General features: G+C 38.2%; 10 protein-coding genes. 3 read left to right on the forward strand and 7 right to left on the reverse strand.

Going from position 1 to position 12,503, the window contains the following annotated elements; genetic code table 11:
• Nucleotides 1-27 precede the first annotated feature (27 nt).
• Nucleotides 28-576 (reverse strand): chromosome-anchoring protein RacA, encoded by a 549-nt coding sequence (gene racA / locus AB3N04_RS01850; protein WP_368504457.1) that lies wholly within the window; start codon nt 574-576, stop codon nt 28-30.
• Between the two features lie 218 nt (nt 577-794).
• On the opposite strand from racA, the gene AB3N04_RS01855 reads away from it, so the two are divergent.
• Nucleotides 795-917 carry a hypothetical protein gene (locus tag AB3N04_RS01855; protein WP_368504458.1) on the forward strand — a complete coding sequence of 41 codons (123 nt, stop codon included), beginning with the start codon at nt 795-797 and terminating at the stop codon, nt 915-917.
• A 47-nt stretch (nt 918-964) separates the two neighbouring features.
• Here the strand turns inward: AB3N04_RS01855 and AB3N04_RS01860 are convergent, their stop codons facing one another.
• Nucleotides 965-1,915: a DUF2515 family protein gene (locus AB3N04_RS01860; protein ID WP_368504459.1), complete on the reverse strand. Its 951-nt coding sequence runs from the start codon at nt 1,913-1,915 to the stop codon at nt 965-967.
• A gap of 164 nt (nt 1,916-2,079) precedes the next feature.
• On the opposite strand from AB3N04_RS01860, the gene recU reads away from it, so the two are divergent.
• Together recU and AB3N04_RS01870 are read left to right on the forward strand one after the other, a co-directional pair.
• Nucleotides 2,080-2,688: a Holliday junction resolvase RecU gene (recU, locus tag AB3N04_RS01865; RefSeq protein WP_368504460.1), complete on the forward strand. Its 609-nt coding sequence runs from the start codon at nt 2,080-2,082 to the stop codon at nt 2,686-2,688.
• Nucleotides 2,689-2,720: 32 nt separating this feature from the next.
• Complete coding sequence (locus AB3N04_RS01870) at nt 2,721-5,417, forward strand: PBP1A family penicillin-binding protein (RefSeq protein ID WP_368504461.1); 2,697 nt, start codon at nt 2,721-2,723, stop codon at nt 5,415-5,417.
• Between the two features lie 29 nt (nt 5,418-5,446).
• Here the strand turns inward: AB3N04_RS01870 and AB3N04_RS01875 are convergent, their stop codons facing one another.
• The 5 genes from AB3N04_RS01875 to asnS all read right to left on the reverse strand — a co-directional run bounded on the left by AB3N04_RS01875 (nt 5,447) and on the right by asnS (nt 12,421).
• A complete protein-coding gene (locus AB3N04_RS01875; protein ID WP_368504462.1) occupies nt 5,447-9,016 on the reverse strand; it encodes a dynamin family protein in 3,570 nt (1,189 codons plus the stop codon).
• 83 nt (nt 9,017-9,099) lie between these two features.
• Nucleotides 9,100-9,594: a YpoC family protein gene (locus AB3N04_RS01880; RefSeq protein WP_368504463.1), complete on the reverse strand. Its 495-nt coding sequence runs from the start codon at nt 9,592-9,594 to the stop codon at nt 9,100-9,102.
• A complete protein-coding gene (nth, locus tag AB3N04_RS01885; protein ID WP_368504464.1) occupies nt 9,594-10,250 on the reverse strand; it encodes an endonuclease III in 657 nt (218 codons plus the stop codon). The genes AB3N04_RS01880 and nth overlap by 1 nt, the downstream gene beginning before the upstream one ends.
• Before the next feature lie 20 nt (nt 10,251-10,270).
• Nucleotides 10,271-10,972 carry a DnaD domain-containing protein gene (locus AB3N04_RS01890; protein ID WP_368504465.1) on the reverse strand — a complete coding sequence of 234 codons (702 nt, stop codon included), beginning with the start codon at nt 10,970-10,972 and terminating at the stop codon, nt 10,271-10,273.
• Nucleotides 10,973-11,128: 156 nt separating this feature from the next.
• Nucleotides 11,129-12,421 carry an asparagine--tRNA ligase gene (gene asnS, locus AB3N04_RS01895; protein ID WP_368504466.1) on the reverse strand — a complete coding sequence of 431 codons (1,293 nt, stop codon included), beginning with the start codon at nt 12,419-12,421 and terminating at the stop codon, nt 11,129-11,131.
• Nucleotides 12,422-12,503 lie beyond the last annotated feature (82 nt).

Genomic DNA, 12,503 nt, shown 5'->3' on the forward strand with positions numbered 1-12,503 from the left:
CTTATCATAGCAAATGAGTAAGGGGGTTTAAAAGGAAAACATCTGCTTAAAAGACCTCCACTTTCGCTTAGGTTCTGCTCCTGCAGCGACTGGTAGTTCTGTTTCGTCCCTAAATGGATCGTGAACTTTTTCCTCCATCTGATCTAATCTCGCCTCTAGTTTTTGGAGCATTTTCATCATATTCTCAATTTCTGAGCGATGTTTTAAAAGTTGATAGCTCACCACTTCATCTGCTTTTTGTGATAATTGCATCTCTAAGTCCTCAACACGTCTCATCACTTGATCAAGCTTCTCATCATAGGCAGCAGCTGAGACCTTCTCCTTTTTCACAGAAGAATGGGGACGCTTATGGACCAAGGATGAAAACTGAGATAGATCAACTTCTTTCATTTTTTTTCCTTCTTGCAGTTGTTCTTGGATGGATTTTAATACGACAACATGTTCATCTGAGAAAAAATAGTGACCATGCTCATTTGTATCACAACCAATATCAAAAAACTTCATCCAACGTTGAATCGTAGTAGGGTTTACACCTAATTGTTCTGAAACCTCTTTTGTCTTCATCGTCATTTCCATAAGACGTCCCTCCCGTAATGTTTTCTAAAGAAACGTTTCGCTACCGACCATGCTCATTTCCTGCTACCTGACAAAACTAGAATACATTCGTCAAAGAAAGCCTCTAATGACACTTATTCTACAAATCGAGGACTTTTTGACGAATAATCAGGAATGCTTGCCTCTTATACATGTATTTTCATTTCAATAGCCATACTAAGTATAAGGAGGGATCGAACATGGATAATAAAACGAACAAAAAACAACCACAATCAAACCCGAACCAGCAAAGAGATAATCAAAAGGATTCTCAATACACAGGTGACAAGAAATTAGGCGGGCCAAACCGTCCTGCTGAATGACTTTATAAGACGAAAAGCCGAGATGAGTGCCATCTCGGCTTTTCGTTTTATAATCGGCTGACCTTATACAACCAATAGAGCTCTACTCTCTTTTTATGTACCCACCTTCTAATCTCTTTAGGCTTTTTTTCCTTTACCCGCCGAAAAAAAGACGTCACATCTTTATGATTAGTAGACCAGTCGATCCCTTTAGCTGGAGGGTGAGAAAAGATTGGATAGGTCCATCTAAGGATTGGACTTGAATTTTGCGACTCCATTTTACAAATCCGTTCATAATCTCTTCTTGAACCTGTATGTTCGATCGAATACATAAAATCTAGAATGTCCGTGTGAATAGTTGGATGGAACAGCAACATAGCTAATCGTTTACCAAGCTTAATTCTTTGGCCTACATCGGCAAAGTTCCGAACATACTGACCATAAACAGAGCCCTCCAATGTCGGTAACAAAACATAACTGAAGTGTGCATGTTCTTCTAATTGATATCGTAAAGTGTGAAAGATCTTTTTTGAATATGTTTTCCTACTCATCACTTCTTTTTCAAGTAGTTGCTGTTCATTAATAATAAGCGCTGTACACAAACGGATTTCATCTCTTTTATCCCAAAATACTTGCCACTCTTTCTGCATGAAGCTTGAGACATTTAATGCCTTTAATTGTTCAAATTCTAGTAGTTGATTTTTTTTCTTCCATTCATATAGTAGTAGTTGTGGGTATGCATCTTGAAAGATGAGCCAATTAGAACGTTCGTACATCGCAAAGATCGTGGCTCTTGTGCTCGGCTCAAGAATTTCTTTAAACCAAGTACTTTCTAGATCAGTCATATTCCAACCCGCATTTCGTGAGACGATACCAGCGAGCAGAGCCCAACGGATTTCAGGATTTCTTTTGTAAAAACGTTCATATGCCTTCGTTCTTGAAATATTATCAAGATTATTTTTCATCGTCATTCGCTTTATTTTATGTAATTGAGTTTCTGTAACTAAAAGATGATTCATCGTTAACCTACTTTCATTTGTCACACACTTCTCAAAATTACTATCTACCCACTTTAACAAGAGCTGTGGTAAGATTGTGTGATGGAATCTAATTCTTAGTTTCTAACATTTTTTACATTCCATGCATGAAAGTGAGAGATGATTGAAAAAAGGTTGTGATGAAGATGACGATTCGCTATCCAAACGGAAAACGATTTGAGACTTCAACTGTAAAAAAAAATCAAACAAAAAAGCCAAATCAGATTACCTACAGCAATCGAGGAATGACGTTAGAGGAGGATATAAACACGACAAATGAATGGTATGTTGAACAAGGTCTTGCGGTTATCCATAAAAAGCCGACGCCTGTTCAAATTGTACAAGTAGATTACCCCAAAAGAAGTGCAGCAGTTATAAAAGAAGCGTATTTTAAACAAGCATCTACAACTGACTATAATGGTGTTTATAAAGGACGTTATGTAGATTTTGAAGCAAAAGAAACAAAAAATAAGACTTCCTTCCCATTAAACAATTTTCATTACCACCAAGTAAAACACATGAAAGAAGTCTTAAGTCAAAATGGAATTTGTTTTGTCCTATTACGTTTTTCAACTACAGATGAAGTTTATTTACTTGATGCGAGTTATTTGATTTCATTCTATGAGGACATGGAACATTCGCGAAAATCGATTCGAAAGTCTGATGTTGAAAAATATGGACATTTGATTAAGATAGGATATCACCCTCGAATAGATTACTTACCTATTATACAGCACGCCTACTTCTCAGAATAATAAGTAGCCGATGTTTAGAAAGGAAGATTACGATGTCAGAAGAACAAAACACACGAGCTGGTCGTCGTCAAAATCGTCAACAAACCAAAAAAACAAAGGGTACGAGAAAAGGCATCTTTAAAAAGATTTTCCTTACTCTCGTTACTCTTGGAGTTTTAGCCGTTATTGCAGGAGGTGTCACAGCCTTTGTGATGATTCAAGGCGCTCCACCTTTAGATGAAGAACGATTGAAGTTATCTCAAGCAGTGATCATTCATGATAAAAATGATGACGTTGTCTCTCAATTAGATTCGTCTGAACGACGAATTACGATTAGTATTCAAGATGCTCCGCAAGTACTAGAGGATGCATTCATCGCCGTAGAAGATATTCGTTTTCGTGAGCACTTCGGGGTTGATGTCAGACGTATGTTTGGGGCTCTTGCGGCAAACATAACCGGTGGATTCGGTGCTGAAGGAGCAAGTACCATCACCCAACAGCTTGTTAAGAACTTATTTTTAAATGAGCAAAAACAATTAACACGTAAAGTTCAAGAACAATATTTAGCCATCAAATTAGAACAAAATTACTCGAAAGACCAAATTCTTGAGATGTATATGAACCAAATTTATTTAGGCTCAGGTGGCTGGGGTGTTGAGGCAGCGTCTCAGAGTTACTTCAGCAAGTCCGTTCAAGACCTATCTCTTGCAGATGCGGCCCTTTTAGCAGGGATTCCACGTCGACCGAGCTTCTATGATCCACTTCACAACCCAGATGCTGCGGAGAGTCGTCGTAACTTAGTACTCTCTTTAATGGAGCAACATGGAAAAATATCAAGTGAAGAAGCTGAAGAAGCAAAATCAATTCCTATTGAAGATCAATTGAACCCTTCTGAGGATAGAGAATCATATACGTACGAAGCGTTTTACAATCAAATCATGCAAGAAATCGAAGAGATGGAAGGTGTGTCCATTAGCGATTTATATCACTCTGGGTTAAGAGTCTACACTACACTTGATGTAGAGGCACAAGAACATGTGGAGCAAGTATTACAATCTGATCAATTCATAACCAATTTTCCGGATAATGAAGACTTTCAAGCCGGTGTGACATTAATGGATACGAAGACCGGTGAAATTCGAGCGATCGGAAGCGGCTTAGAAGACACTGGCATCCAACGAGGCACAAATTATGCAACTGGAATAAAGAGACAACCGGGATCGACGATTAAACCGATTCTTGACTTTGGTCCGGCTATTGAATACCTTCAATGGTCAACAGCCAAAGTCTTAGTAGATGAAGAACATACTTATAGTAATGGAACTCCCTTTAGAAACTTTGGTGGGACATACGAAGGTGCGATGTCGATGCGCCGTGCTCTAGCTCGATCAAGGAACGTCCCCGCTGTTAAAGCCCTTCAGGAAGTTGGCGTCGACCGTGCAGCTAATTTCGCGCAAGGGTTAGGTATTCCAATTGATAAAGAACCAATGCCTGAATCATATGGCTTAGGTGGTTTTGATACAGGGTTTTCTACGTTAGAACTCGCTGGGGCTTATGCAGCATTTGGTAATAATGGAACATTTAATAAACCTCATACGGTACGTAAAATCGTTTTCCCAGATGGCCGTGAAATTAACACTGCCCCTGAGCCGACTACAGCGATGAGTGATTATACAGCATATATGGTCACGGATATGTTGAAAAGTGTCATGACTGATGGTACCGGAACAGCAGCCCATATTCCTGGTCTACCTGTAGCTGGTAAAACAGGTACAACAAACTTCGCTCAAGAAACTCGTGAGAAACACAATATCCCAACTGATGGGGTACCTGATGTATGGTTTGCAGGATATACAACGAATTACACCGCTGCAGTATGGTCTGGATTTAGAAGAAATGATGAGGGGAACTATCTTCAGACTGCTGAAGAGCGTCGTCTTTCACAACAGATCTTTAAAGCAGTTATGGAGGAAGTATCACGTGGCGTTGAAACGCCAGACTTCACCATGCCTAACTCTGTAGTAAAAGTTGGAGTTGAACGTTCAACTGGCCTACTGCCAAGTGAATTCACTCCACGAAGTGAAATTGTCGAAGAGTTGTTTGTCCGTGGAAATGAACCATCACGTGTATCAGAGGAGTTTATCCAGTTACAAGCTCCATCTAATATGACGGCTGGTTACGATGAATCATCTAATCAAGTCATTGTAAGTTGGGATTATCCAAGTAATCAGCGTTCTGCTGTTACGTTTGAATTGCAGTTAAGTGTGAATGGATCAAGTCCTCAAACAGTAGCAGAAGGATCCGATATGCAATATATCTTAACGGATATTGAGCCTGGTTCTACTTATCGCTTTATAGCTACTGCCGTGTCAAATGACAACTCAAGCTTACGCAGTGACCCTGCAAGCGCTGAGGTAACTATTGGTAAGGACGAGGAAGAAGAAGAAATTGAAGAACCAATCGAGGAAGAAGAAATTGAAGAAGAAACAGAAGAACCTGAAGTAGAAAATGAAGACGAAACCGAGCAAGAAAATGATAACAACAATAATGATAACAACGATAACAATGGAAATAACGGCAATAACGGTAATGGCAACAATGGAAATGGTAATGGTAACGGTAATGATAACGGTAACGAAAATAATGATGAAACTGATACCGAAGAAGAACCTACAGCCCCAGAAGAACCAAACGATTCTGCTGAAGCTGAAACCAATACCAGCTCAACTAGAGAAGATGAAGATGAATAAAAGAGGTGCGCCAAGGCGCACCTCTTTTATTATTGGATGAAAGCTTTAAGGCTCTTGAATTCCTTTTCAATCGCTTCTTTTTCATCATCCGTCATGATCATCGTTAATCGCTCAAATTCTCGATCTAACCCTTTTACAATCTGCTGTTTCATTTCGCTTTCAACATCATCAAAGATCAATGCGCTTTCCCTATTTATTTCAGCCTCTAGCTTTAGTAAATAGTCTTTTGCCAAAGTCGTTCCGTCATTCACTAATTGATTTTTTAGTTGACGAGTGCCTCCCTCTTCAAAAAAGCTCTTGAGAGTGGATAGGAACGATAAATAAGATGTAGGATCTAAAGTAAAAATATGATGTTGTCGTTCATGATTAAAGGAAACATTAAGTTCTTCAAGATCTAATAAAAAACTTTGAAAATCTCCACGTATTGATTCTTCCATTTCTCTCATCCAGCTTACTAACGATTGCTTCATCGATGTTTCAACACGAAGAATCGTCGCTTCTAATTCCTGTGATAAGAAATATTCACCTGAATTTCTCCATTCTTTAATCGCTGCTACAAACGTTTGCTGCTGAACCTTCTTTGTTTTCCCCGTAACCGTGGTCACATTAATCGCGTCTGTATACTGATCATTTAAAACGTACTGAACGCGTTCCCTTAAATAAAGAAATAGTTCATTTATTTCTTGAGCAGTTCTTCGTTTTGCTGACACCGGTTCGACCTCTAAAATATGATTCTTCCACTTATCTACTTGTTCTTTTCTCTGTGCTTGTTTCTTTTTTCGTACATCCTCTTTTGCATCAACAAAATCAATCGCCTCTTGTAATTGATTAAGATAGGTTTTAACCTCTTCTTGAATTAAAGAGAAACTTAATTGCTTTAATTCCTGTACGGTCTCTGTGTAAAAAGCGTCCTCAAATCGACTAAACATCTGATCATGTTTGGTTTCACTTTGCTTAGCTGCCAATCCCTTTTTACTTGAAAGCGGATAAAGACGTGGCTTCTCTATCCCAATATTTAATAGCTGATCATTGATATGCTTTTTAACCCCATTTAATTCAGCTGGACTGCTCGCTAAGTCTGCTGCATTTAAAATGAAATATAATTTATCGTGAGTAAATCGATCGTTTACTTTAGCCATTTGAGTTAGGAAATGTTGATCAGATTTTGAGAATGCATGGTTATAATACGTCACATAAAAGATCGCATCCGATTCTCTCAACTGAGTAAAGGCTACATTCGTATGTCGCCCATGAATAGAGTTAACGCCTGGGGTATCGACTAAAACAATTCCTTCAAGGGTGAGTGGACAATCAAAATAAATTGTCACATGATCAATTAAACAAGCATACTGTTCATCGGCTACATATTGAGCCAATGTTTCGTGATTGACTGATAACTCTTCCCCTAATTCCCATTCTGTTGTTTTTAAGCTTTCTTTTAATGTTAGTAAATATGAAACATAGGTCCTTTGCCAACTAGTGGCTTGAAGAGTATCTTTTGGACTCCATTTTTTTAAGTCAGTGATCGTTATATTCTCATCTAATTGTTTGGCAACTGATTTGATTTCTTGATCCAATTGTTCTCGTGATTTAAGCTCTACTCTTGCACTCAGATGAGGATGAGCATCATCTGAACGCTTTACCGTCGTAACTGTAGCCGTTGTTGGATGTGGAGACACAGGTAAAATTGAATCACCTAATAAAGCATTTGCAAAGCTTGATTTCCCGGCACTGAATGCGCCAAATAATGAAATGATAAAAGAACGATCATTGTAACGATTAATTCGATCAATCAACTTATGTTTTTCATGATCCAAGCTCATTGGAGTTTGATTTGTATTCATAATATTCACGAGTTGATCGAGCCAATCCTTTGCTTCTTTATCATTGAAAAGGTCACGCTTGCTTTCTTTTTCTTCTTCCCAAGTCGTTTCAATGACACTTTCTTTCGGTAGTTCTACTTGACTAAAAACAGATTGATCTACATCTCCTGGGACCTCTCTGTTTGCCATTCCGTCTAATTGGGTTTCAAACCGCCCTTTATCATTAAAATCAGCAGCAATTTGATGGATGTTCTCTTTTTCATTATTATAATTCTCTTTAATTTCTTCTATTTTCAACGTATATACTTCGATTTCTTTATATCGTTTTAGTTGATTTGATAAAGATTTTTTTTTCGTCTCAACATGCTTGCTGAGACCCATTATATATAGGTCAACTACTCCTTCAGCTTGCTTTCTTAGCTCTTTAATGAAGTAAGCCGTTCGATCTTTCGTAAAGGTAAAAACATAATCTCGATCAAAATGTGAAGCAGTAACGGCTTTGACAAAATCATCTCGTTTCACTTCAACATGGAGCTGTGAAATCGCTTGTTCGAATTCTTCTCGATTTGATAAATGAGTACGGTCATACTTCTCAAACAAGCGATGGATATGAAATTCAAGTTGACTTTTCAATTTATCTTGTGTACTAGCTATGAGCTTTTTCAGACGCATTTCACGTTCTTCTTCTGTTTTTTTCTTAGTAAATAATAACCCTACTCTGAAATTGGGCTGCATGGAGTCTAACCATTCTCGCGTTAGCTCGGTTGTTTCATAAGGAAAAATGGTGACATCTTTCGTTAAGTGGTTCCAATTATCATCGAAGCTTTCATGAATAGATTGTTCAAGACGCTCAATTTCTACTAACTCTTTTTGAGCCTTCTCTTTTTGTTTCAGGTCTTCTTTATTAAAGCCATTCTCACTTAAAGTATCTAGCACTTCCTCAATCTCGTCTTGCTTTTCTTCTTCAAGCCTTTGAGCAACACTTAAATAAAAGCTTTCATTTAAACGTTTTTTAGAGGTCATCATTAATTCATGACTGTAATGAAGAATCGATTTGATTCTCTGTTTAAATGCATCAAATTGATTAAGAGGATGTTGATGGACTTTCATACTCGTGAAGTATAGATCTAATGGACAAATACCCCACTCATTGAACCCGTCTAACACTGATTGCTTAAAGGACTCAAAAGATAGCTCATCTTCGTCATGTTTATCAACTTGGTTTATCACAATGTAAAGCGGCTTATTCTCATCAGATAACTGTTTTAGAAAATACAGGTTTGTTTCTGATTGAATATGATTATAATCCATTACATAGACTATTAAGTCTGTCGTGTACAGAGCTTCCATCGTCACTGCCTGATGAGTAGGGTCTGTAGAATCTACCCCAGGGGTGTCATATACAACACTTGAGGGGTGCATAAATGGCAAAGGAGCATAGATCGTCATTTTAGAAATATCGGATCCATTCATTCCCCATTCTCTAACGCGCTCCCAAGGAATCTCACCATTCCATTCTTTTTCGGTCTCATCGATCCGCTCAACATGTAACCCTAACTCACCATTCTTTATTCCAATAATGTTTGCACTTGTTGGAATGGGACTAGTAGGTAATACTTCTGCACCTAATAACTTATTAAGAATCGTCGATTTACCTGCAGAAAAATGCCCACAAAAAGCAACTTCAAAGCGATCATCCATCTCTTTTTCTCGAATCATCTTTTGCCTGAGTGCTTCTGTTTCTGTAAATACAGGTTGTTTTACATCTACTTTCATATCGTTTCCCCCACTCGATGTAATCCCTTACTTTTTATGTATTCTGAACGTTTCAAGTGTGAGGCGTCGCTAATTGGACACCTTCACTTTCTTTGGATCAACTTACTTCTCGCATAACATTTTTCAATTTCTTGCATTAACATTCGTAGCTGAGTGAAGCTATGATAGGAATTTGGCTTAGTTAAAATAAACATAAGCCTTTCCTTTATATTAGCAGGTTTTAACGCTAATGAGTCGGTTTGAGTGGCTAAATCATTAAGTTCTATCAATTCTTTTTTATTCATCCAAAAAAGAGCATCGATGCATAATGCCGTCATCCGAATCATATTCGATGTAACTTGCATTGTTTTTCTGCTTCGAAAGAGAGGCATTAATTCCTTTTCTGCCTCTTTCCAAACAGAGAATAATGGTGGTAAATATGCCTCGGGCTCTTTCCAAGGATAACATTCTTTTGTAATATCATAATAAAAACAGACTGAGCGCAATCGTTCGCCATATGATTGTTCTGCTTTTATTTCTACTGTATCTGATTCATAAAAAGGAGAAATTTTGAAACCTTCTCGTATAGTAAGTTGCATTAGAGAAGTCCTATTGCTTTCATTCTTTTCTTCCCTTCCCTACACCTCTCAAGTAATGGACAAGTTTCACATCGAGGCGACTGGGCCTTGCAGTGATAACGTCCAAAAAAGATAAGCCTGTGATGAGAGTCAGACCATAGGTCTACAGGGATTTTTTTCATTAGGGTTTCCTCGACTTCTCGAACATTATCTTTCCACCTGCAAATACCTAACCTTTTTGAGACCCTCTCTACATGAGTATCTACAGCAATAGCTGGTACTCCAAAAGCAACAGAGGTCACCACATTAGCTGTTTTCCGCCCTACACCAGCCAGTTTGACCAATTCATCTCGCTCATGTGGTACTTCTCCATTATATTGTTCAATTAACGACTGTGATAATTTTTTTATGTTTTTTGCTTTACTACGAAATAATCCGATTGAACGAATATCTTGCTCTAACTCCTCAAGAGGAGCTGCGATATAATCTTCTGGTTTTTTGTACTTCTCAAATAAACCTGGAGTGACCTTGTTTACAAGAGCGTCGGTACATTGTGCTGAAAGAACAACAGCAATCAACAATTCAAAGGGGTTTGAATGTGTTAGTTCACATTCAGCGTTAGGATACATTTCGGCAATAACATCTAATACTTCAATTGTTTGTTTTTTAGATAACACATTCTTTCTCCATTTCTTCGTTATTTCTGCAGCCAATTAAAACTTGGATAAGAGTCTGACCGTACACGTTCTTTCTCTTGTTTTCGTGGTTGTTGGTGCTTTCTAAACTTTTCACCGTGGGCTTTTGCTTGTGCGATTGTTTTGATACCATTCCGCTTCCATTCAAACAAAATCCGATCGATATATCTAAAATTTAACTTTCCTGAAACAACTGCTTCGCGAAGTGCACCTATAATGAGCTCAGGAGAGTGATGATCTTGGTCAATCCACATCGATAACGTTTCTGCTTCTATTGGTGATAAGGGACGCGAGAATTCACTTTCAAACATTTGATACAAATTGGCTGCATTCTCTTCTTCCTCTTTTTCAATCCCTTTTGTTTCCTCTGACTGAATAAATGAACACAATTTTTCCCAAAGTGGGTCAAGAGAATAATATTCATATAGTATTCCATGTTGGTCCCATTGTTTATCTAATGATAAGTATCCTTTTTTCACAAGTCCACCCATAAGAGCACCACAATCACTTGTCGTCAAGCTCATTCTCTCGCTTAAACGATCTGGAGTGGGAAAAGGTTCACCTTGCTCAATAAATGACTGAACCTGCAATACACAGGCGAATTCTTGTTCATTGAGCCCAAGTTTTGCATAATTTTCAATTAAAAAAACGGGTACAACCACTTGTTTTTGGCTAATCCATTGAAGTAATAATTTCTGATTCATAAAAACACCTCTGCCCGCTATTATAACATGCATCCACGTCGAAGTCGTTGTCTTTTACTCCTCTTATCCTCTAACAATTGTCTGTGTTCTACACATGAAATTGTTAGAATATAAAAGCTAAAAAAGCCCCCAAATTTGGAGGCTTCACTAAACGTATTAAGGGTATAAACGATTCAGAAGACGTGGGAATGGAATCGATTCACGAACGTGTTCAACTCCAGATAGCCAAGCCACTGTACGTTCTAGCCCAAGACCAAATCCTGAATGGGGGACTGAACCATATTTGCGCAGATCTAAATACCAATTATACGTATCGGGTGATAAATTATGTTCTTTAATGCGTTGTTCAAGCAACTCCTGAGAATGAATACGCTCTGATCCTCCAATGATCTCACCATATCCTTCTGGAGCAATCAGATCCGCACATAATACCACATCATCACGATTTGGATCTGGCTGCATGTAGAAAGGTTTTAATGATGTAGGATAATGCGTAATGAATACCGGCTTATCATAATGTTCAGCAATCGCTGTTTCATGAGGTGCACCAAAGTCATCACCCCACTTGATGTCATCGTATCCTTTTTCATGTAAGAATTCAATCGCATCATCATATGAGATACGTGGGAAAGGAGCTTGAACTTTTGTAAGCTTCTCTGTATCTCGGCCTAATGTTTTAAGCTCAAGCTGGCAATTTTCTAGCACTGATTTTGCGATGTATGAAACGTATTGTTCTTGTATCTCAAGACTTTCTTCAAATTCAACGAAAGCCATTTCTGGTTCAATCATCCAAAACTCAATTAAATGACGACGTGTTTTAGACTTCTCTGCTCTAAATGTAGGTCCGAATGAAAATACGCGACCAAGAGCCATCGCAGCTGCTTCCATATAAAGTTGCCCACTTTGAGATAAGTAAGCATCTTCATCAAAATATTTTGTAGCAAATAATTCAGTCGTGCCTTCAGGAGCACTGCCCGTTAAAATAGGTGGATCGACTTTCACAAAATCATTATCATTGAAAAATTCATATGTTGCACGAATGATTTCATTACGAACTTTCATAACAGCATGTTGGCGCTTTGAGCGTAACCAAAGATGACGATGGTCCATTAAAAACTCCGTACCATGCTCCTTAGGCGTAATTGGATAATCCGTTGCTTCATGAAGAACTTCTACTTTAGTAACAGTGAGCTCATACCCTGAAGGCGCACGATCATCTGCACGAACTATACCTGTAACATAAAGCGAGCTCTCTTGCGTTACATTTTTAGCAGCTTGGAATACCTCTTCTCCAACTTCTGCTTTTACAACTACTCCTTGGATAAAGCCTGTACCATCACGTAATTGTAGAAAAGCAATTTTACCACTTGAACGTTTATTAGCTAGCCAAGCACCAATTTTCACTTCTTGCTCGACATAATTTCCCACCTTGGCAATTGTTGTTTTCACATTATTCCCTCCATCACTTACAAAAGCTATGTATATCAGTCCTCATTATACCCTTCTCAGAAAATTGAAGTCAACGTCTTGG

Source organism: Alkalihalophilus sp. As8PL, assembly GCF_040939795.1.
Classification (GTDB): Bacteria; Bacillota; Bacilli; order Bacillales; family Bacillaceae_D; genus Alkalihalophilus; species Alkalihalophilus lindianensis.

Excerpts from the sequence above, each read along its gene's own strand:
- racA (WP_368504457.1), bottom strand. The coding sequence starts at position 576 with ATGGAAATGACGATGAAGACAAAAGAGGTTTCAGAACAATTAGGTGTA.
- AB3N04_RS01855 (WP_368504458.1), top strand. The coding sequence starts at position 795 with ATGGATAATAAAACGAACAAAAAACAACCACAATCAAACCCGAACCAG.
- AB3N04_RS01860 (WP_368504459.1), bottom strand. The coding sequence starts at position 1,915 with ATGAATCATCTTTTAGTTACAGAAACTCAATTACATAAAATAAAGCGA.
- recU (WP_368504460.1), top strand. The coding sequence starts at position 2,080 with ATGACGATTCGCTATCCAAACGGAAAACGATTTGAGACTTCAACTGTA.
- AB3N04_RS01870 (WP_368504461.1), top strand. The coding sequence starts at position 2,721 with ATGTCAGAAGAACAAAACACACGAGCTGGTCGTCGTCAAAATCGTCAA.
- AB3N04_RS01875 (WP_368504462.1), bottom strand. The coding sequence starts at position 9,016 with ATGAAAGTAGATGTAAAACAACCTGTATTTACAGAAACAGAAGCACTC.
- AB3N04_RS01880 (WP_368504463.1), bottom strand. The coding sequence starts at position 9,594 with ATGCAACTTACTATACGAGAAGGTTTCAAAATTTCTCCTTTTTATGAA.
- AB3N04_RS01890 (WP_368504465.1), bottom strand. The coding sequence starts at position 10,972 with ATGAATCAGAAATTATTACTTCAATGGATTAGCCAAAAACAAGTGGTT.